This window comes from Peribacillus sp. NPDC097295 (genome assembly GCF_044761665.1).
In the GTDB taxonomy this organism is placed as follows: Bacteria; Bacillota; Bacilli; order Bacillales; family DSM-1321; genus Peribacillus.
In genome coordinates, this window is record NZ_JBIWCW010000001.1 from 365,799 (window position 1) to 386,125 (window position 20,327).

Below are 20,327 nucleotides of genomic sequence, written 5' to 3' on the forward strand. Positions count from 1 at the left end.
ATCCTTTCTACGTGGATAAATGGTCTATTTGTGCCTTTATCTGCTCCACCCTTTTGAAGTTCCCCGTGTATTCACCACTTCTTCCTTCAAATAAGTTCCGTTTGGAATTGTTTGCTTCTTCGCAAGATAACGAACGCCTAGTATTTATCCTCCTTAATCTGTTCGGTCCTTCCTTATCTTCTCGAGTAGACAAGTACTATGACCTCTGCTGACTTCTGATGATTCAGCTGACCATCGCTGGACAGGTTGCCAAGTTTACTTGGGCTGTCATCAGATCTCCCTGGGTAAGAGTGCAATCTTTCCCTCCACCTATCTGCTTCATTTACTCTGTACCACCTTCGGCAGAATGGACTTTGTTTTGTTCAGCAAACTCATCCAATGATACCTAGCCTTATATGAAGTTCGTGTTCCTCAGACCGGAGGTTTGCCGCTTGCTTCCTTCAGATTCCACGTCACCGTGGACACCCTTGCATTAAGCTAACCATTACTACTGCCTTCATGGCTCGGGACTTACACCCTATAGATTGCACCCATGCCAGGCGCACTAACAAAAAGGGAAACTATAAAAATAGTTTCCCTTTTTGTCATTTATTAATTTGAAATTCCCTCAACGTATGTTCTAAATCACTGATCAATTGTGTGAAATGCTCTGTATAGTTTGCAAGTTCCTTGGATGAAGCGGCTTGCTCCTCCATCGACGATGCAATTTCTTGAGAAGAGGCAGACGTTTGCTGAGAGACAGCTGTTATTTCTTCGATTATTTTAACCACTATTTCTTTTTGTTGATTGATAGTGGCAATGGAATGGGTTTCTTCAACAACTGAATGAGATATTTTACTGACAGAATCCTCTAGTTCTTTCATAGCACTGCTTACTGTCATCACTGCGCTTTTTTGGTTCGCACTTATTTGATTCGTTTCGTTAGTCGTTAGTAAGAGCTTCTCCGTATCCGAGAGAATGCTGTGTATGATTTCCTGAATGTCTTTTGTCGCTTCCTTGGAGTCCTCCGCTAAGCTGCGGACTTCATTTGCCACGACCGCAAAACCTTTTCCTGATTCCCCTGCTCTTGCCGCCTCTATGGATGCATTCAAGGACAATAAATTGGTTTGCTCAGAAATCTGTGAAATGGTATTCGTCACATTTGAGATGGTTTTTGACTTTTCCACGAGACTTAAACTCATGCTTGTAACCGCTGAAAAAGCAGATTCCAATTTTTGATAAGACGTTTCTAAATCGCTGACTTGTTCCTTCCCCGATTCTATCTTTTCTGATGCCGTGTCTAAAACGGATTGTGTCCTATCGGATATCCTGGATAGTTCATCTATTTCTTCACTGAGTAACTGGATGGTATGGGCGCCGTCTTCCACATATTCGGATTGGTTCGCTGCCCCCACTGCAATCTCCTCTATAGCACGTGTAACCTCCGTTATGGATGTACTATTTTCAATAGCTATCTGGCTTAGCCCACTAGTTGCTTCGTTCACAGAAATCGCATTTCCTTTCACATCGCTAATCAATTCTCTTAATTTACTTAGCATGATGTTGTAACTCTTGGATAGGTCCCCCATTTCATCATTCGCATGATAATGAAATTCTGTTACTAAATCGCCACTCGCTGTCTTTTTCATGACATTTCGAAGATCCGATATTAACTTTTTCAATTTCCCTGACAAATAAAAGGCACATATCATACCGATCAATGTACCTAAGATCAGAGAAATGATTACGGTACGATTAATGCCATTCAACTCTGCTTGCAATACATCATCTGATGTCAAGGCTGCCACTTTCCAGTTCACGTTCGGAACTGAAGTCGTTTCACCCGTATACTGTTGGTCTTTCCATTCTAGGGTCTGAGCTGTTTGCTTCGAACCTTTATACATGTCCGAAACCCATTTGAACTCGGAATTGAATTGGGATGAGTCCGTTATTATATCCCCCACGCCTTCAACCTTACCACTTTGGTCAGGGTTCATATTCTTTCCATCCATTTCTTTCATGAAAGAACTTACGATAATCCCTTGCGAATCTAGTATCACAAGGTTAGCATTGGAATGCTTCTCGATCTCCGTTCTCATCTTTCCAATTACCGATAAGTCAATATCATATCCTAATACCCCTACCATTTTCCCATTTGCCATGACTGGAGTGACCACAGAAGTCATGATGTCTCCATTAACGACATCTTGATACACATCCATCCATTTTGTTTGAGGTTTTTCAGATAGCTGCGTATATGTAACGGTTTCTCGTGCATCTCCCTTGAATTCAATTTTAGGGGATGCGTACAATGAACCATCCGTGCCATCCATATAATAAGCAGATAGCAACTGATCATTGTTCTTTTGAAAAGACTCAATGGCTCTCTGAATATCTTTCAATGAATCTCCATTTTCTATATGAATGGAAACCAATTGCGACAATTGGTCAATTGAATCTTCATATCTTTTCATATCTGTGCTGATTAGTGACACCGCATTTTGGGCGGAGCTCTTGTTTATCGTCACGCTATTTTCCTGAAATATTTTGGTAATCTGAAAGTCCATTATGGAAACAGAAACACCCATCGCCAGAAAAATGGAAGCGCAAATCAATAGCATCCACTTGACCCTGATTGAGATTCTTCTCTTCTTTTTTCCCCTCTGTGATTTCCCCATTTTATTTTCCCCTTTTTTTCCTGCACCCCATCCATCTAGTTGGCATTCATCGCTTCGTATTTCATATGCCAAAGCCTGAACCATCTGTCAGGGTACGCCTTGGTATAATTATCTTCGATGATTCCTTACAGCATAATACATCTCCAAGGTATCACCTGGATATTCCAATCCTTATTTTTCCACATAACAATACTATAGACCTAAATAAATATTGTCAAATACAATCTTACCTATAGTATATAGTAGTAAAGTATTGAACAATTCCCTATTATTAAGCTGTTGAAGTTGAATTCCATACTGAAATCCTCCCTTTTGTATGTACGAACGGATGGACACTTACCCATTGGGAGTAATATGTAAAGTGAACTCTTATTCCTTCACCATTTTTCTTGTTGATTTTATTTTGTTTTTGTTACATACTGCTCAATGGGTTTTGTCTGGCAAGCTGTCAGCCTAGTCAAAATAAAATCAGCTTGTTTATTTTGATTATAGGAATCAGGAAATCCATCTTGAAGAATTTCAAGGAGGGGTGTTTGCTCTTACTTCCATCTACAACGGGATAATTTCACGCTTTCTTCGAATACTAGCAACATATACCATTAAAAAGGAGATCTTACTCATGACACAAAAAACAGCAGTAATAACAGGTGCAGCGGGAGGAATCGGCCTCTCTGTCAGCCTTAAATTAGCGACAAAGGGCTATGCAGTAGTCCTTGTGGATTTTGATGAGAAAAAGGGAAATGAAGCCCTAGATAAAGTGAAACAATCCGGCGGTGAAGGGATTTTCGTAAAAGCGAATGTTACCTTAGAAAGCGATATGCAAAATGTAATCGATACAACCATCAATCAGTTTGGCCGTATTGATGTTTTCCATAATAATGCCGGTATCCTCGAGAAGCCTGCGCCGCTTGCTGAACAAACGCTCGAAACATTCGACCGTGTGATAAGCATTAATGTACGCGGGGTCTTCCTCGGTATGAAACTCGTCATTCCAATCATGCTCGAGCAGAAATCCGGTTGCATCATCAACTCAGCATCAAATGCAGGCCTCTATAGTGAATACGGCAATAGCATTTATTCAGCGAGTAAACACGCAGTCATAGGGCTGACTAAAACAGCAGCGAACGAATACGGACGCTACGGCATTAGAATCAATGCTATCGCACCAGGAGCTGTTTCCACCACTATGACGGCTAATCATGCTAAGGAAATGGATATTGATTACAGTAACTACGATCGCTTTGCTTCGCTTGGTCCGCTCGGACGTCCCGCTGAAGCGGATGAAATCGCCAACGTCGTATCCTTCCTTACATCTGATGAAGCATCTTATATGAATGGCTCCATCGTTCAAATCAACGGTGGTCTACGCGTATAACAATTCATGCCGGTCCACTCAACTGTGGCCGGCATTTTTTTACGACTGCTATGGGATCGTCGTTTCTAATTAATCTGTTTCTTATCTTTGCTTCTTATGATAATCTTATATTCTTCTCCTTCGATCTTGTTTGCAATCTCTTTTGAATTCAGGAATTCTTCAATCGTTTTTTCTAATCCAATTGCCCGTTTTGCTGCGTCTTTATCCGAACTATTTATGGATGTTTTTATAATGATTTGGAGAGGGGCAGGATGAAATGAGTAAGCAAAGCCAGTGACCTTATATTCTTTTTTTGACGCTAATCCTTCATATATTGCAGGAAATACATCACCCCACCTGGACTCTTTTTCCCTTTGTTCCATATTCACTATGTCGATTTTCAATGAATAGGAACCAATATCATTGTCCTGTATGATCTCATTGGAAATGTTTTTGATTTCTTCTATTCTTTTTTCTTTGTTTGGTACATCGATATTGATTACTACTTCTTTAGAGTTTGAAGGAGGATAGGTTGTTCCATAGGAGAGTACCGAGAACTGTAACTCTGTTAGCTTTGCGTCCACCTCCGTCATCGCTTTATCAATTGCCTTTTCTCTCTTTGTTTCTGGCGGAAATTCATACTGTTTTTCTTTCGTTATTTTTATTTTATACGCATTATACCCTCTTGATTCCAAAACACTCTCAGCCAACTCTTTCACTTCGCCACGAACATCTTGAATATATTGTTCGGTTCCTTCAAGGGTTATGTATATAGAACTTGCGTTGCCACCTACTCCGATTACTGCATATCCGTTCTCCTCTAACTTGTTCCATATGACTCGGTTCACCGGTTCTAAATGATAGATTTTATTCAGATAAGGAATTTTCGACGCTACAGTAGCAACTGCGGGAGAGACAAAGCCTAAGCCGACAAAAAGAGCGAACGCCGCTACAAGGGAAACCGCAGTTGTCAATACCCTTTTTCCTATTTTCCTTTGCTTTTGTTTCTTCATGTCCTTTTGAAATGTGTTCCAATCCCTTTCAATTTGTTCTTCCACTTCTTGACTCATATCTCCTTCAATATATCGTTCTGGAAATTCTTCGATAAACTTTTCTATAGATTTCGGAATCTTCAATTGGTCTAAGGAAGAGAAGCCTTCTTCTTTTTTATAATCCATTAGCTTTAGCCTCCTCTGAAAATTCCTTTTTCTCGTTTAGCAATTGAGCTAATTTTTTTCTCCCTCTTGTTAACCTCGTTTTCACTGTATTGATATTTTCATGAAGAACGAGGGAAATTTCCTTTACTGTCAATTCTTCATAATAGTGTAGAAATATTGGTACACTCTGTTCTTTTTTAAGTGTCATGATTAAAGCGATCATTTCACTTTTATTTTCATTTCGAATGACAACATTTTGAACGGATTCCGTCTTCATCATCCTGTTCACCTCGGTATTATCCACTATATCCATTTCTACATGGCGGTTGTTCTTTCGATAAACATCTATAGATCGTGAATAAACGAGCCGAAAAAACCATGCCTTGAAATTGGTCATTTCCTTATTCTTCATGATGCTAAGGTATGCACCTTCTAAAACATTTTGAAGCGCATCCTCTGCATGTTCTTTTGACCTAAGAATTAAATAAGCCGTTTTATAAGCAGATGGCAGTAAGTCTACTACTAGTAAACCGAACGCATCCTTATCTCCGTTCCTAATTCGCTTCATTAGGTCATGCTGTTCCTTCTTCAAATGAGGAACCTCCTTTTTTCAGATTGTACATATATATAACGTTGGCTGATTACTAGTTGGTTTCAGATTTACAAAATAAATATATAAAGGAATAATCCTACTGATAAAATGAATGCGAAAATAGGCAAAGACCAGTAGGTGAATTTACTGGTCTTTTTAAGGCTTATTCACGTATCGGTTTCACATCGACAGAAGGAAACGGCGCCTTAAGGATAGAGAAAAACAATCCGCTTTCCGATACTGTTAGCTCCCTTTCCTCTCCATCACCAGTTAGTTGTATTTTCCGAATCGAAGGATCGAAGGCCTTCCCTCCAAGTACCGAAATTTCCTTCCCGTTTTTTGTTTCGAAATGAAAACCCGCGACCGAATAGGAAGGCACTTCTTCAAACCCTAAGTGGGCAGAACTCCTATACCAGCTATAAGTATTGTCTTTTTCTGCTATACTCGCGACACCTAGTACTCCATCATATTCGAAGAAAAAAATCGTCTCGTTTTCGAACTCTTCAACGGACAATATACTGGTTTTATCCGCTCCTTCTTCTTTGATTCCCTCTTCAATCGCTTCTTCCTTGGAAGAATACCATTGGAGATCCCGTTCTTCTTTATTACATCCAGTTAGTAACGATAAGCTCAAAATTATAAAGAAATATATTAATCTTCTCACCATAACCCTCCAGCTAACCAGTCTTACTCAATACATTACCATTAATAGTAAAAACCCAACATTATATTTGGTGAGGCACATTCTCTCAGCTTATGCCTATACTCCCTTTACCGTTACCTTGTATTTTCAACTCTACTTTCCTCTCTATCAATAAAAATGAAACCTTCCCAATCATCACCCGTATATATAAAAAAGGAAATAATTGGAGGTTTTCTTCTGTGAAAAAAAATGCTTTATATAATCAGAGAAAGTTATTAATTCCAAGTCTGGTTGCAGGAATTGGCTTCTGGAAGTTTATGAAGGGTAGAAATGAGGCAACACCTGAATATATCGTTCAGTTCATAAAAAACAATATCTCCAGCAATGACGTCTCTTTATTCATCAAACATAATGATGAAACGTTAGTTGATGTGAACTCCAACGTAAAGCTCCCGTTAGCAAGCACCGGAAAAGTCATTATCGCGATTGAATATGCTCAGCAAGCTGCGGAAGGGATCATTGACCCCAACCGAGAAGTGAAATTAGCGGACCTAGCGAAACTCTACATACCGAAAACAGATGGCGGTGCACATGAGGCCTGGCTTTCTCAATTGGGAAAAGAATGTGTTACCACTCCTTTACATGAAGTCGTGAAAGGAATGATCACTTACAGCTCGAATGCAAATACAGATTACCTAATGAATCTGCTCGGGCTTGATCGTATCAATTCCGTTCCAAAAAGTTTGGGCATCATCAATCATGATCCATTGTATCCAATCTACAGTTCTCTGTTCATACCCAGCACGCTGATGAAAGAAACGAATTTGACGAAAAAAGAAACGTTACAGGCCATGATTAATATGGACGCCAGAGAGTACCGGAGTAGGGCTCTCGCCATTAACGAGGAATGGAAAAACAAAGCGCCTACCGAACAAGAAAAGAAAGAAGCCATGAGAATCATGAATCTTGATTTTCAAAAAGTCTGGTCCGACCGGTTGTCCCGGTCCACAACAAAAGACTATGTGTCTATCATGAAGATACTGAATAACAAGATAGATCTTGATCAAAACGTTCATAAACACCTCGATCCAGTCATGGAGCAATTAATGAAGAATCCAAACAATCGCAAATGGCTTTTGCATGCTGGTCAAAAGGGAGGATCTACCGCTTTTGTCCTGACTAAGGCCATGTATGCAACAGATAAAGATGGTAACAGGACAGAGCTTGCCATTTTCACGGATAATTTATCCCCATCGAATCAAGAAAAGCTCACCCGATGTTTAAATGATTTCCAGCTTCAAGTTCTAACCAATCCTAAATTCCGGCAATTCATTAAAGAGGAAGTGGCTATTTCATAGGGCTTAATCCAGAGCATCAATGATACCATTCACTATTTTTCTAAAATGATTAAACAATTCTCTTTCACACATGATAAAATCAGATTATTCAGAACAAAAAACGGAGGTTTCTACTATGTTCATACAAAAAGCCACAATAAATGAACTTCATTCACTGAGCGAGTTATTTGACTTATACAGGGTATTTTATGAACAACCCTCAAATTTTAAAGGTGCAAAGGAGTTTTTAAGAGAAAGACTGGTGAACGAGGAATCGGTCGTTTTTATTGCTTTAGATGAAGATGATTCGTTGGGGTTTGTCCAATTATATCCTTCTTTTTCATCGATAAGCATGCAACGGTCATGGATCTTGAACGATTTATTCGTGAAGGAAAGCGCACGCAAAAAAGGTGTGGGTGAGAAGTTGTTACAGGCCGCCATCACTTTCGCTGAGGAAACGGGTGCAAATGGGGTATCGCTTGAGACGGGGAAGGAAAATGCCAATGCACAAAGGCTTTACGAAAGGTTTGGTTTTGTAAAGGAATCGAATTACTTTTATCATTATTCCATCTAAAATTTCCATAGGATATAAGGGGCCATTTTCGGCCCCTTAAGTATGTCACTATCTTTCATATGGTCGAAATAAGAATTTTTTATTTATTCACGGATTCTTTGACCGGATAGCCATAAATGGAACCATCTTTGATCTTGATTTGATCTTCCCATGGCAATTTATACTTTCCTTCCGCAAGGTCCTTGATGTAGGTATATGGATTTTCTTTCACTCCGCCTGGGGTGGACACATAGCCCCTGGCTCCGAGGTTATAAATATTGTTTTCCAGCCCCCAGCCCATTCTTGCCTGATCGGCTAACTCTGGATAGACTTCAGCTGTGACAATTTCATATGGGTTTCTGTGACCCTGCACTAGGGTTGTACCATCGAAATTACAGACTTGCCCTTCTCCAAAGTAATAGAACACACCATCATATCCAGCTAGATTCACGGATAATGTATACATTAAATTTTGCCAAGCATTGGAGCGGTTCGTCAAAATCCACTGATCGTTCACTTGGGTACTGTAACCGGAGATTCTAATTAAGACGTTTGCGCCTTTGTATGCAGCTTCCCTCGCAATTTCAGGAAACATCCCGTCATGGCAAATGCAAACCGCAAGTTTACTGCCACCAGGACCATCACAAACCGGCATGCCTAGATCCCCTGCTTTCCATGGTTCAACGGGAACCCAGGGATTCAATTTACGGTATTTCAGGATGATTTCACCTTCGGGGTCGATAATGATTGCGGTATTGTAGGGGTCCCCACCATCGGGGTCTCTTTCCATCAAGGAGAATACGCCGTATACTTCCGCTTCCTTACAAGCTGAAGCAAACAAGTCCGTTTCCGCCCCAGGAACATTACAGAGAAATTCTTCCGTGGTCCATTTTTTCGTATTCAGGCCTTGTGTACTGTACTCAGGGAATACGATCAATTCCACGCCAGGGTATCCTGCTTTAGTCGAATGTAACGTCTTAATGATTTGCTCGATCTGTGCATCAATGTCTGCTCTTGAATGGACTACAGGGACCGGGTACTGAATTAATGCCGTTAGAAACCCACTCATTGGCTTAACCATACTTCCTATACTACCTATAATAAACGCCTCCTCTAATCATTATTATGTAGAAAAATCTGTATGTGAGTTATTATCACATAATTCTGTTAATTTAAACATCGATCATAATAACCATTTTTTAGCCAATTTAGCAAATATTAATAATCCAGAAGGCGCCCATTATCATGCCATTGACCGTACATTTTATTATCTCTAGTGTTTGATAAAAATTTGTCTAATCTACGCTTAAATAATTCCGGCTGATTTTTATTACTTTGTATCGTGTCGATCCGGACTCTTTTATAAAGAGGTGAAAATGCTTTGAAATTCTCATATACTTGTTCTTCCTCTTTTAGCTTTTGCTCTATTACCTTATCTATCTTAAATGAATCTTGATCCATATCAGGAAGTACCTTTCTTCCTTCATCTCTCATTAACCCCAACTTTTCGAGACGGCGGACACGTTCTTTATTCAATTCAGTCCATGAACTTCCTTTGCTTCTAGGAGACAGTCTCTGAGCAAGTTCGGTTTCAGATATTTTCTTTTTGACTCCATCTATCCATCCAAAGCACAACGATTCTTCAACCGCGTCCAAATATAGCAACATATCTGACTTTGGCGTCATACTAACTACAACCCAACAAGATTTTTCTGTCTTACCATTTTCCTGTAGCCAAATCCGCAAATCTTCTCTCGATTTTACGGTAATTAGATTTTCAATTTCCATTGATAAAAATATCTTCTCCTTTCTAGTATGAAGAGGCATTATATTCCTTACAAGTAGTAAAAAGGTCGACTTCTCTGTTCTCAGAAATGTCGACCTTATTTAATTAAATGGATTTCACAGGTTCCTGATACCAAAAAAACGAATAATCATTCATGGTGGAGGCATGGCCCAACTGGCGCAACATGGTCGAAATATTACCCCGGTGGTAGGTGCCGTGATTGACAATATGGAACGCAATTTCAGATAATCGTGTACTACGCGTTCCGACGTACGGATTCTCAAGCACAATGGCTTGTTCCAAGTCGTCCTGGCTTCGGAACCATGCTTTGTATTGTTCCGCTAACTCACTGAAGGCCACCATGAATTCTTCGACAGAATATCTTAAGGTTTCTTGTTGAAGTGGGAGGCAAGCTTCGATCGCCTTTGACATACTGGTACCTCTCAGAATCTGAAGCCAACACTTCTCAATCGCATAGACATGAGCGAATGCTTCGCCGATGGTGGAAAATGATGTGTTTACTTCTTGTTGCATTACCGAGGATGGGAGTTCCTTGATCCGTCCCAAGAGTGTTTGAGTAGCCCACGCATTGTAGTTGAACATTTGTACTGGATGATTCATTTAGATCGTCTCCTTTTCACTTTTCATGAATTTGTTTTTGAATCTGTTTTTAGTATATAAAAAGAAGTATGACAACAGTCTGTCATACTTCTCCATAAATTTTCAGTGCATTTTGAAGTTGTTCTTTTAAGATTCCTCGCAGTTCAAGAGGCTCAAGTACTTCAACCCCACTGCCCAAACTCAAGAGAAACGACCAAAGCCATCGCGCTTCCAACGGCTGATATACAGGGATACGCATGATCATACTTCCATCGTCATGTAATTGCTTTTCCGCCTGGTGAAAATGATCCATCGCTTCTGCTAACGCTTTCGGACCTATCCTAAACACTACATCACTTACCTGACCTTGCCATCCACTTTCTACTGTTCTAGCCTCTATTAGCAATTCGTCATGCGGTTGAAAGGTTTCCTCTGTCAGGAAAGAATTCATCATCCGGGATAGTCGGAACTCTCGATAATCCCTCCGTCTTCGGCAATATCCATATATGTACCAATTTCCATATTTAAAATGCAGCTGCAACGGTTCCATCTCACGGGTCGTACATTCATTATTTGCATTGATGTAATCAAAACGGACGACTTTTCGTTCCATAATGCCCGTGCGTAAATGACGAAGTGCAACGGGATCCGTACGGAGGGTTTCAAAATCCATCGCTAGACTCGGCATCTGAGGTTTTGTTCCAACCGTTTGCAGTCGTTCAATCGTCCCCTGAACACGCTCATCTTCAAATACGGTGGATAGACTTCTGAGCACGGTGATCAGGGAATCCACATCATAGGAACCGAGCAAGCTTTTATCCATTTTGTATCCGTCCATCATGCCAAATCCACCTTTATTTCCTTGAAATGATAGGACCGGAAAGCCCGCTGCACAGATTACATCAATATCCCTATAGATGGTTCTGGTGGAAACTTGAAACTCCTCAGCTAGCATCGAGGCGGATAGAACTTCATTGTTCAACAACTTGTAAATCATAGAAATCAAACGTTCCAATTTCATATAGTATCCCTCCGTTTCACTTCCCTGGTTATCTTTGTCTTTGCTATTATCATGATCGTGTATAATGAAATATATTCCATTATTTGAAGGAGGTCAATCGTGTTATCCAGTAATCATATATATATAAGACCGCTTATACTATCAGATGCTGAAAATTTACTACAATTGCTAGTGGAAAATAAGGAGTTCTTTGAACCTTTCTCGACAAATCGTTCATCTAACTACTATTCTTTAGAAAAACAAAAAGAAATAATAATAACTGGCGAAAAAAAATCAAAAGAAGATAGTAGTTACCATTTTGGAATTTTCCTGAATACAACTCATGAGCTAATAGGAACGATCAGCCTGTTTCATATTATTCGCGGTCCCCTTCAAAGTGCCACCATGGGTTATGACTTAGACCAAAAAAATAATGGAAATGGGTACACTACAGAAGCTGCTAAAATGGTGGTGGATTATGCTTTTGAAACGGTTGGTTTACATAGGATAGAGGCTGGTGTTATGCCACATAACGTAGGTTCCATACGCGTTTTGGAAAAAGCCGGTTTTCATAAAGAAGGAATCGCAAAAAAAAGTGTAAAGATAAATGGTCGCTGGGAAGATCACCAGATATTAGCCATAATCAATCCAAATGATTAACCTGATATTAGAAGGAATTCTACGTTCAAAAAGGCTGCGCCTTCTTATGCTCTTTTCCCTTCTCCCTTGTTAAAGATTTTTATGTTCGTAGAAATAAAAAAAGTGCAGCGGGTAAGTTCCCCGTTGCACTTTTTTAAAAACCGATTATTTAGCTGTTTCAAGACTAGCTTGAATTTCTTTAATTAGAAGTTCAGCGCCTTCTTGGCTAAGAATTAACTTACCATCTGCAAGTTTCATATTGTCATCAGATGTTTCACCTGTTACTTGACACGTCATGTTCGGTTTATATTTTTGAAGAATGATACGCTCTTGTTCTACATAGATTTCCAAAGCGTCTTTCTCTTTAATTCCTAATGTACGGCGTAATTCGATTGGAATTACCACCCGTCCTAATTCATCAACTTTACGTACGATACCTGTAGATTTCATTTGTCATAACCTCACTATTTATTATTATGCATTATTGTTTTCGTCAAAATTCGACATTCTTTTCTCTTTTTAAAGATACCACCCCTTCCCAATTTCGTCAATTACCGTATCTTAATATATTATCTACCTTCCAGATTCAAATTACGAAAAATCGTTTTAAATACTGATATTATACTAAATTATTAGCTTTCAAGAGATTATTTATTGGATATTTCATATATCAGCATAATTTTAAATGAAATTATCTTCAAATATACCAACATTTACACATTGTCGTTTTTTGTCGAATTAAAGGAGTTTTTTATTTTTACATAAAACCTTATTGATTTTATTTTGTAACTGATAGACAATTTAACAAATATAAGTAAATTTTTTCAATCATTCTCTTGCACTTGATAAATAAAGATTTTATAGAGTCTTGGCTGGTTGCTGACTCGAAAAACAGATAGAGGTGAGTCGTTTGCGACCGATTTTAATAGGGGTTTGTTCCGCTCTCTTTTTTGCTTTTACGTTCGTTCTCAATCAGTCGATGGAACTGGCTGGAGGAAGCTGGATCTGGAGTGCTTCACTGCGATATATCTTTATGGTTCCTTTTCTACTATGTATCGTCCTTAGCAGGAAAAACCTTCGTCCCCTCATACACGTGATGAAAGAACAACCCGGCACCTGGCTACTTTGGAGTTTTGTCGGGTTTGGATTATTCTATGCTCCCTTATGCTATGCTTCCGCTTACTCACCTGGCTGGTTGATCGCCGGGACTTGGCAAATCACGATCATATCCGGTGCTTTACTCGCCCCGCTATTTTTTGAAAGCGTCGACACGAAAGACGGACTTTTAAGCCAAAGAGGAAAGATTTCCTTGAAAGGGCTAAGCATGTCCTTGATCATTCTGATTGGAATCATTTTGATGCAAGTGGAGCATACGAAGCATATTCCGTTTAGCAATCTCTTATTAGGCGTCGTGCCCGTCCTTATCGCTTCCTTTGCTTACCCACTTGGAAATCGTAAAATGATGGATGTTTCTCGAGGACGTTTGGATGCCTACCAACGGGTGTTGGGCATGACCTTGGCAAGTCTTCCGTTTTGGTTCTTACTTTCTTTGTATGGCTTTTTAACAGTCGGGGCGCCAACGAAGATGCAGAGTTTCCAATCGCTTTTGGTAGCCCTTTTTTCAGGTGTCATCGCAACGGTCCTTTTTTTCAAGGCCACCGATATGGTACGTGGGGATATGCAGAAATTAGCTTCCGTTGAAGCGACACAATCCATGGAAGTCCTGTTTGCGCTAGCAGGTGAATTATTATTTTTATCACTCCCGATTCCCTCTCCCTTATCCTGGTTAGGAATCTTCATCGTGATCCTAGGGATGGTTTTTCATAGTTCCGCGTCACATCGTAATGAAAGGAAATCCGGTACAGTCACTACAAGTGCCTAAAGGAATGGGTTACAAACTGCCTGATTTACTACAAAGAAGGAAGCTGATAGCTTCCTTCTTTGTTATGCTATCGTTTTCTAAGGATTTTCTAAAACCATCCCATTTCGAATCGTTAGTGATCGTGTCCCTTGCCGCTTTTTAAGGACTTCCGTTCCATATCGTAAATATATCCGAGCTTCCGATGGTTGATCATGTCTTTAGGAGTCGTGTCCCACGGGAACATGGGGTCGTGTAAATTATGGCTGAAAGGTCCTCCTCTTCTTGGCATATACCTTTCATTCCGGTTAAGGATTTTCCACATCACCCATATCCGGTCTACATTCGCATGATGTAAAAAGAAGACGGGATCATTCGGTGAGGTCGGTACAGAACCCATATGTCCTCCAACCCACCCATGGACTCGATTATGCAATTGTGGTCCATCAATAAATCCTTCAAGTTGATTACGGAAACTCGGGTTGCTTGTCGTATCCCACGGAGGAGAATCATAGGGAGTGACCTTTAAAACTTCGCTCACATCTTCTTTCGTCGGCAAGGTCGCTACCGGTTCACTTGCCGCAAAGTTTCGTCTTAAGCCTCCTGCAGGATTCCCCTGTTCATCAATGACTTCCCACTGTCCAGCCGCAAAAGGTCCCTCGGTGACGAGGAATTCCCTTCTCCTATTTCCATTCCCTCCCATGAAATCATTGCTCCATATCGGAGATGCTGAGGGATCTTCCAATTCCGAATCTGCAGCCCAATCCCAATAAGGAATGGTGACACTCGGGTCAATCCTCTGGAGATCTCGTTCAAAACGCCAAAGGAAATCGCGATGCCATGGCAGAAACGCCGGGCCCATATGCGCTGCACTTCTGCGATCCCTATGGCTTCCATGTAAGTTTTCTGCGACATTCTTCGCACTGGGATTACCATGTTGGTGTGCAGGTCTATCAGCAGACTTATCACCTCCAGGCGGTGTTTGAAAGCCACCACCTGCCGCATGCCAAGCCACATACCGATCGTATACTCCTTTTTCCTTTAAAGCTAAAACCGCATTGATATATTTTCGTTTTTCCTTATCCGTAAGGTGGAGAACATTCTTCCTAACATTATACTCAAGTGTCATGGTTTTACCTCATTTCTAAATGGTCATCTATCCTAAACCCTTTGATATTTTAAGACAGAGATGCTAGAACCGTTATGGGTCAAAAGCGGAGATTTCGGAAAATGGGCACAGGAAACCTCATTTGCATTTATATCGCATTTAACGATATAATCGTTACAAACGATTTAAAAAGGTGGTTTTATCATGATTTCAGATATCAATAACTACTTCACCAACATCTATTTTCATCTACACCCCAAGCACCAAGAGGCCATTTCCCATCAAAGTGTCCGGATTTTGCAAACGATTCAAAAAAGGCGGTATGTCGTGATCCGCGATATCGCTGAGCAATTATCGATTTCACAAAATACGGCTTCCGAGCATGTAAAAAAATTAGTCCAGCATGGGTGGGTGATCAAGGAGAGATCTGAAGATGACCAGCGTAAAGTGTATTTACATCTAACGGATGGCGGTTTAGCGGTCTTAAGAAAGAATACGGAATTGGATGAAGAAAAACTACAAAATGCGCTTAGCAAATTATCAGTTGCTGAAAGGGAAAAGATAAAAGAAGCATTCCGTTTATTAAGCGAGGTATCTACTTGAATGTATTTGTTCATTAAAATAATCAGTTCAGCTGCCATTATAGGAATCGTAACCGAACTGGCTAGACGATTTCCTTTATATGGGGGAATCGTGGCTGCTTTACCTTTAATCAGTATTCTAAGTATCATTTGGTTAACTGTTCAAGGAGAACCCACTCAGAACATCAATACATTCACACTTGGCGTCCTGGCAGGCTTTCCGGCAACAGCCTTCATGCTCCTTGTGATTTATATTTCATTAAAGCAATCGCTTCATTTAGCGCTAGCCATTCCACTTGGAATCGTGGCTTGGGCGATATTTTTAACCGCACAAAAATATATCTTCGATGGGTTTGTTTCGTGATTCCGTTTTGGTATGATAAGTATGTTAAATAACAAAATGAAGGTGATTTGCTTTGTCTGAAGAAACTCCAAAAGAAAAAAAGGTATATGACACCACAATCATTTATGATTATGCAGAGTATCCTGACATAGTTAGTGGTCGTTGTGACAATTGCGGCAATGCTCAGTTCAAAAGTTCCGTTAAGGATTATGTATATATTCGCACATGCAGGGAATGCGGCATGAAGAAATCAATTTGACCCTATTTTACGATAGGGTTTTTGTTTATTTTCTTTTCGTTTTTTTCTTGAACGTATCACTTGCATACCTGCCCTTCTTATCATCATAATCGGAAAAAGTGGCCGCATATGGATACGAACAAGAAGAATCATCCAAGTATTTCTCTGCCGTGCCTCTAATGAATGAATCGACTACCTTGCCTTTCTTATCAAAAAACTCCACACTCACCATCCCTTTACAATAGAAGTCCACCCACAGATAAGAATTTCCCTTCACCGACTTATGATACAAGACAGATCGCTTCTTCATCTTAATATCGTATTGAGTAAATTCCACCTTTTTTACGTTATTTGAAAAGAAAATCTGCCATGAAAACTTCTTGTTATAGAAATCCGAATGGGATGGTGGATAGTACTGTCCGGACTGACCGCTAGCAAAAACTGTGCCAGGTAAAAGAGATAGGGAAAAGAAGACCAGTAAAAGCTTTTTAATCATGTGACCTCCAACCTCCAAATGGTTTTCTTTTTATATCGGCTTCACCATCTGAAAATTTACCAATTAATCCATTAAATGATCATTCCTGATCAATCTTAAACTCTTCCATAAAAAAAAACGGCCATCAAGAGCATTTCACTCTTTGACAGCCGTTTGATTATCCTATATCTTCTCTATAACATCAGTATTTCCTTGATGTCTTCTTCGGTAAGTGTAGACGATGACTGATTTCCTGAATCAATGATTTCTTCGATCAGGTTCCTTTTTTTCTCCTGCAGTTCGTTCATTTTTTCTTCTATCGTGCCCCGTGCCACAAGCTTGATGACCTGGACCACATTTTGCTGACCCATGCGGTGTGCTCTGTCCGCCGCCTGTTCTTCGACGGCTGGATTCCACCAAAGGTCATATAAAATCACGGTATCGGCACCCGTTAAATTGAGTCCCGTACCTCCCGCTTTCAAGGAAATGAGAAAGACATCACGTTCTCCAGCATTGAAACGATTGCAAATCTCCACCCGTTCTTTTGATGGAGTCTGTCCATCCAGGTAGAAAAAGGGTTGCCCCTGTATCGCTAAATCCCTGCCGATGATTTGAAGCATTTTCGTGAATTGAGAGAAAATCAGTACCCTTCTTCCGGAAAGTCTCGATTCCTCCATAATCTTCATCAGCTGTTCAAATTTTGACGAACTCCCTTTATAGCCATCAACAAACAAGACAGGATGACAACAAATTTGCCGTAACCGGGTCAACCCGGCCAGAATCCTGATCCGATTTTTTTTGAGGGTATTTTTGTCCAAATGTTTCAACGTATCCTCGCGCAGTTTGGCCAAGTAAGCGGCGTACAGTTTCTTCTGATCAGGAAGCAGTTCCACAGACTCCATCGTCTCGATTTTTTCCGGAAGCTCCTCCAGCACATCTTCTTTCAGCCGGCGCAGCAAAAATGGTCGGATTCTGCGAGCAATCTGTTTTCGTGAGAGATTACTGTATTCCTTCAGACCCATGAAGAGTTCTGGAAAGACGACGTGAAATAGCGACCATAGTTCTTCCAAAGAGTTTTCCACCGGCGTGCCAGTGAGAGCAAAACGGTGATCCGCCTTAATTTTCTTCACAGACCGGGCCGTTTGTGTCACAGGGTTCTTGAAGGCCTGGGCTTCATCAAAAAACACCGTATGAAACTCCTGTTTTTCATACCAGAGGATGTCCTTGCGCAACAGCGGATAAGACGTGATTATGGCATCCATATCGCCCATATCCTTCTGTATCTTGGATCGCTCCTTTTGATTGCCATCAATGACAACGGCTTGGATCTCCGGGGCGAATTTCATGAATTCACTCAACCAGTTATACGTCAAGGAAGAGGGGCAAACGATGAGGACCGGGAGCTTCCTTTGTCGGATGGCAGGTAATTCGGAAAGAATAAATGCGATGCTTTGCAGCGTTTTGCCAAGTCCCATATCATCTGCCAAAATTCCACCGAACCCATACCTTGCAAGAATCTTCATCCACTTATAGCCTTTTCTCTGGTAATCCCGCAATATCGGCTCCAGCTGCTCTGGCAACTCGAACTCAAGAGTACTCGGATTGCGAATGTTATCCAAAAATTGACGGAACGAATCCTCCATCGTGAATGTGCTATCATCTGCGGAGTCAAGTAGCTGAAGGCCCTTGACGATCGGTACATTCAAGCCGCTTTCCAGATCTTCATGTTGAACCGGAAGGGCGTTCAAGAACCGATTGATCTCTTCAAATTCCCTTGTTTCAAGTGAAAGGAGCGAGCCATTCCGAAGACGGTAATACTTCCGTTTTTCTTCAAGTGCCTCTAATATCTCCCGTATTTGCTTGTCAGGGATCCCGTCCATTTCAAACTTGAATTCCAGCCAATTGGTGCGTTCCTTTTTGATCTTGATCCGCACCTGGGGAGGAGGATTCCCTCTGGAAATCCGACTTCTCACGGCAGTCGTCGCATAAAGCTGGACAAGCTTTTGCAGCTTAGGCACACTGTGGTACAAAAACTCGTATTCGAGCTCTTCATTATGTAAGAAGTAGCCGCCCTCATTCTTGCCAAACTGACTTTCTTCCATCAACATTAGAATTATATTTTCCTTCTCCACATCCCTTATAAGCATGGAGACTGCTTTGTTTTCCCGACTCTCCAGGGGATTCATCATAATATTGCCATAATGAAACTCGAGCCCGGCAAGCAATTTGTTATTTACACGATCCAAGTATAATTTGGCAATCAGGGGAGTTTTCACAAACTGCTCGGTAATCGCATCCGAAATATGGACAACCCCTATTTTTTTCAAGCCTGGAACCACTTTTTCAAGGAATACATCCAATTGATCCTGAGCAATCGGAATTCGATTCGTTCCGGAAGTCTCCAGCATCGATTTTAGTTCGATAAGGCGTTGGCCATCTTCTTTTTTCAAAGAAAACAGCATGCCATCGACCAATACAACATCATAGGTATTCATCACGATAACCGAATCCAGCCCGTTGATATACAGCTGATATTCCTTGTTTTCGGTTTTGGTAAAATCAAATTGGAGTGGTAGTAAGTCTTCCGATACTTGCAGTCCGTCCACTGTTGTCCCGTCATGTTGAAGTTTCACCATGGGGGCTTGGATGAGGAGCGGAAAAAGCCTTTTCCATGAAGAGGGCGGAAGAAGCAATAAGGAATGAATCTGTGTGTAGCCCGATTGACCGGAAGCATCCAGATAGACCTTTTCATCAGAAATGACCGTGATCAGCTGCTGAATGACGGCATCATTTTCTTTTTGAAAACAATGAAGGCTTGGGTCATATTGAAAGGATAGGGAGACGTTGGAACGCTTCCTTTCTTTTATCCGCATCAGAAAATCCCTGATATTTGGCACATCGATCGATCCAATCTTCATTTCAATCCCGAACATATACTGCCCTTTAGTCACCATCACAGGTTTACATATAAATTCCGTATCAAGTACTTCCCTATTTTCAAAATGAAGTTGATGTCCGCTTGAACGCACCGGCTGATGATTGAAAAGGTTCAGCAATCCATCCGTCAGTACCTGGTTGGTTTCTGAATGAATAATCGGGATACTTCCTTGACGCTGATGATGGTACACCGACAGTAATACGGCCGCAATATGCTGACAATCCTTTGAAAAGGATACGAGTGTGGGGCAGCTGCACTTCGTATGGAGCCCCCCGATCTTATCCACTTCCAGTGTGACGTGGAAATCCTCCACTCCTCTAACAGTCGCTTCGCAGCCATTTGGCCCATATGAGTCGAATAGCACTTTATTAGCACGATAAAAAGCGTCCCCTCTTTTGAAGGAAACCGTACCGCACCTATCTTTTATGATGTTCATAGTCACTTTAACATTCACTGGCTTGCTCCTTC

20 protein-coding genes are annotated in these 20,327 nt (G+C 40.8%); 8 read left to right on the top strand and 12 right to left on the bottom strand.

Features of this window, described 5'->3' with window-relative positions:
* Window positions 1-584: 584 nt before the first annotated feature.
* Window positions 585-2,657: a methyl-accepting chemotaxis protein gene (locus tag ACIQXN_RS01745; protein WP_402961115.1), complete on the bottom strand. Its 2,073-nt coding sequence runs from the start codon at window positions 2,655-2,657 to the stop codon at window positions 585-587.
* A 619-nt stretch (window positions 2,658-3,276) separates the two neighbouring features.
* Here ACIQXN_RS01745 and ACIQXN_RS01750 point away from each other — a divergent pair.
* Complete coding sequence (locus tag ACIQXN_RS01750; RefSeq protein WP_402961117.1) at window positions 3,277-4,032, top strand: SDR family NAD(P)-dependent oxidoreductase; 756 nt, start codon at window positions 3,277-3,279, stop codon at window positions 4,030-4,032.
* A gap of 65 nt (window positions 4,033-4,097) precedes the next feature.
* Here the strand turns inward: ACIQXN_RS01750 and ACIQXN_RS01755 are convergent, their stop codons facing one another.
* The 3 genes from ACIQXN_RS01755 to ACIQXN_RS01765 form a co-directional block, all read right to left on the bottom strand.
* Window positions 4,098-5,189: a DUF4030 domain-containing protein gene (locus tag ACIQXN_RS01755; protein WP_402961119.1), complete on the bottom strand. Its 1,092-nt coding sequence runs from the start codon at window positions 5,187-5,189 to the stop codon at window positions 4,098-4,100.
* Window positions 5,179-5,760, bottom strand: a complete 582-nt coding sequence (locus ACIQXN_RS01760) for an RNA polymerase sigma factor (protein WP_402961121.1) — start codon at window positions 5,758-5,760, stop codon at window positions 5,179-5,181. Before ACIQXN_RS01760 ends, ACIQXN_RS01755 begins: the two co-directional genes overlap by 11 nt.
* Before the next feature lie 163 nt (window positions 5,761-5,923).
* Window positions 5,924-6,424: a hypothetical protein gene (locus ACIQXN_RS01765; RefSeq protein ID WP_402961123.1), complete on the bottom strand. Its 501-nt coding sequence runs from the start codon at window positions 6,422-6,424 to the stop codon at window positions 5,924-5,926.
* A gap of 218 nt (window positions 6,425-6,642) precedes the next feature.
* Between ACIQXN_RS01765 and ACIQXN_RS01770 the strand changes: the two genes are divergently transcribed.
* Window positions 6,643-7,761, top strand: coding sequence for a serine hydrolase (locus tag ACIQXN_RS01770; protein WP_402961125.1), 1,119 nt, complete (start codon window positions 6,643-6,645; stop codon window positions 7,759-7,761).
* A gap of 115 nt (window positions 7,762-7,876) precedes the next feature.
* Window positions 7,877-8,314 (top strand): GNAT family N-acetyltransferase, encoded by a 438-nt coding sequence (locus tag ACIQXN_RS01775; RefSeq protein ID WP_402961127.1) that lies wholly within the window; start codon window positions 7,877-7,879, stop codon window positions 8,312-8,314.
* A gap of 79 nt (window positions 8,315-8,393) precedes the next feature.
* On the opposite strand, the gene ACIQXN_RS01780 is transcribed toward ACIQXN_RS01775, so the two are convergent.
* The 4 genes from ACIQXN_RS01780 to ACIQXN_RS01795 all read right to left on the bottom strand — a co-directional run bounded on the left by ACIQXN_RS01780 (window position 8,394) and on the right by ACIQXN_RS01795 (window position 11,700).
* Window positions 8,394-9,392: a formamidase gene (locus ACIQXN_RS01780; protein ID WP_402961726.1), complete on the bottom strand. Its 999-nt coding sequence runs from the start codon at window positions 9,390-9,392 to the stop codon at window positions 8,394-8,396.
* Between the two features lie 119 nt (window positions 9,393-9,511).
* The gene (locus ACIQXN_RS01785; protein ID WP_402961129.1) at window positions 9,512-10,081 is read right to left on the bottom strand and encodes a YdeI/OmpD-associated family protein; all 570 of its coding nucleotides are present in this window, start codon (window positions 10,079-10,081) and stop codon (window positions 9,512-9,514) included.
* A 103-nt stretch (window positions 10,082-10,184) separates the two neighbouring features.
* A complete protein-coding gene (locus tag ACIQXN_RS01790; RefSeq protein ID WP_402961131.1) occupies window positions 10,185-10,700 on the bottom strand; it encodes a DinB family protein in 516 nt (171 codons plus the stop codon).
* Between the two features lie 82 nt (window positions 10,701-10,782).
* A complete protein-coding gene (locus tag ACIQXN_RS01795) occupies window positions 10,783-11,700 on the bottom strand; it encodes a helix-turn-helix transcriptional regulator (protein ID WP_402961133.1) in 918 nt (305 codons plus the stop codon).
* A gap of 99 nt (window positions 11,701-11,799) precedes the next feature.
* Between ACIQXN_RS01795 and ACIQXN_RS01800 the strand changes: the two genes are divergently transcribed.
* Window positions 11,800-12,339 (top strand): GNAT family N-acetyltransferase, encoded by a 540-nt coding sequence (locus ACIQXN_RS01800; RefSeq protein WP_402961135.1) that lies wholly within the window; start codon window positions 11,800-11,802, stop codon window positions 12,337-12,339.
* A gap of 144 nt (window positions 12,340-12,483) precedes the next feature.
* On the opposite strand, the gene ACIQXN_RS01805 is transcribed toward ACIQXN_RS01800, so the two are convergent.
* On the bottom strand, window positions 12,484-12,768 hold the full coding sequence (locus ACIQXN_RS01805) for a transition state genes transcriptional regulator AbrB (RefSeq protein WP_402961137.1): 285 nt from the start codon (window positions 12,766-12,768) through the stop codon (window positions 12,484-12,486).
* Window positions 12,769-13,228: 460 nt separating this feature from the next.
* Between ACIQXN_RS01805 and ACIQXN_RS01810 the strand changes: the two genes are divergently transcribed.
* Window positions 13,229-14,200: a DMT family transporter gene (locus tag ACIQXN_RS01810; RefSeq protein WP_402961139.1), complete on the top strand. Its 972-nt coding sequence runs from the start codon at window positions 13,229-13,231 to the stop codon at window positions 14,198-14,200.
* A gap of 112 nt (window positions 14,201-14,312) precedes the next feature.
* Here the strand turns inward: ACIQXN_RS01810 and ACIQXN_RS01815 are convergent, their stop codons facing one another.
* Complete coding sequence (locus ACIQXN_RS01815; protein ID WP_402961141.1) at window positions 14,313-15,305, bottom strand: tyrosinase family protein; 993 nt, start codon at window positions 15,303-15,305, stop codon at window positions 14,313-14,315.
* 183 nt (window positions 15,306-15,488) lie between these two features.
* On the opposite strand from ACIQXN_RS01815, the gene ACIQXN_RS01820 reads away from it, so the two are divergent.
* From ACIQXN_RS01820 to ACIQXN_RS01830, 3 genes are read left to right on the top strand one after another with little or no spacing between them, the layout of a single operon-like run.
* A complete protein-coding gene (locus ACIQXN_RS01820; protein WP_402961144.1) occupies window positions 15,489-15,887 on the top strand; it encodes a MarR family winged helix-turn-helix transcriptional regulator in 399 nt (132 codons plus the stop codon).
* Entirely contained in the window at window positions 15,888-16,229 is a 342-nt protein-coding gene (locus tag ACIQXN_RS01825) for a DUF3147 family protein (RefSeq protein ID WP_402961147.1), read from the top strand. It begins immediately after the preceding gene.
* 52 nt (window positions 16,230-16,281) lie between these two features.
* A complete protein-coding gene (locus ACIQXN_RS01830; protein WP_402961149.1) occupies window positions 16,282-16,467 on the top strand; it encodes a DUF8096 family protein in 186 nt (61 codons plus the stop codon).
* Between the two features lie 25 nt (window positions 16,468-16,492).
* On the opposite strand, the gene ACIQXN_RS01835 is transcribed toward ACIQXN_RS01830, so the two are convergent.
* Together ACIQXN_RS01835 and ACIQXN_RS01840 are read right to left on the bottom strand one after the other, a co-directional pair.
* Window positions 16,493-16,942 (bottom strand): hypothetical protein, encoded by a 450-nt coding sequence (locus tag ACIQXN_RS01835; protein ID WP_402961151.1) that lies wholly within the window; start codon window positions 16,940-16,942, stop codon window positions 16,493-16,495.
* 173 nt (window positions 16,943-17,115) lie between these two features.
* Complete coding sequence (locus ACIQXN_RS01840) at window positions 17,116-20,313, bottom strand: SNF2 helicase associated domain-containing protein (RefSeq protein ID WP_402961153.1); 3,198 nt, start codon at window positions 20,311-20,313, stop codon at window positions 17,116-17,118.
* Window positions 20,314-20,327 lie beyond the last annotated feature (14 nt).

Excerpts from the sequence above, each read along its gene's own strand:
- ACIQXN_RS01745 (WP_402961115.1), bottom strand. The coding sequence starts at position 2,657 with ATGGGGAAATCACAGAGGGGAAAAAAGAAGAGAAGAATCTCAATCAGG.
- ACIQXN_RS01750 (WP_402961117.1), top strand. The coding sequence starts at position 3,277 with ATGACACAAAAAACAGCAGTAATAACAGGTGCAGCGGGAGGAATCGGC.
- ACIQXN_RS01755 (WP_402961119.1), bottom strand. The coding sequence starts at position 5,189 with ATGGATTATAAAAAAGAAGAAGGCTTCTCTTCCTTAGACCAATTGAAG.
- ACIQXN_RS01775 (WP_402961127.1), top strand. The coding sequence starts at position 7,877 with ATGTTCATACAAAAAGCCACAATAAATGAACTTCATTCACTGAGCGAG.
- ACIQXN_RS01785 (WP_402961129.1), bottom strand. The coding sequence starts at position 10,081 with ATGGAAATTGAAAATCTAATTACCGTAAAATCGAGAGAAGATTTGCGG.
- ACIQXN_RS01790 (WP_402961131.1), bottom strand. The coding sequence starts at position 10,700 with ATGAATCATCCAGTACAAATGTTCAACTACAATGCGTGGGCTACTCAA.
- ACIQXN_RS01795 (WP_402961133.1), bottom strand. The coding sequence starts at position 11,700 with ATGAAATTGGAACGTTTGATTTCTATGATTTACAAGTTGTTGAACAAT.
- ACIQXN_RS01805 (WP_402961137.1), bottom strand. The coding sequence starts at position 12,768 with ATGAAATCTACAGGTATCGTACGTAAAGTTGATGAATTAGGACGGGTG.
- ACIQXN_RS01815 (WP_402961141.1), bottom strand. The coding sequence starts at position 15,305 with ATGACACTTGAGTATAATGTTAGGAAGAATGTTCTCCACCTTACGGAT.
- ACIQXN_RS01820 (WP_402961144.1), top strand. The coding sequence starts at position 15,489 with ATGATTTCAGATATCAATAACTACTTCACCAACATCTATTTTCATCTA.
- ACIQXN_RS01825 (WP_402961147.1), top strand. The coding sequence starts at position 15,888 with ATGTATTTGTTCATTAAAATAATCAGTTCAGCTGCCATTATAGGAATC.
- ACIQXN_RS01835 (WP_402961151.1), bottom strand. The coding sequence starts at position 16,942 with ATGATTAAAAAGCTTTTACTGGTCTTCTTTTCCCTATCTCTTTTACCT.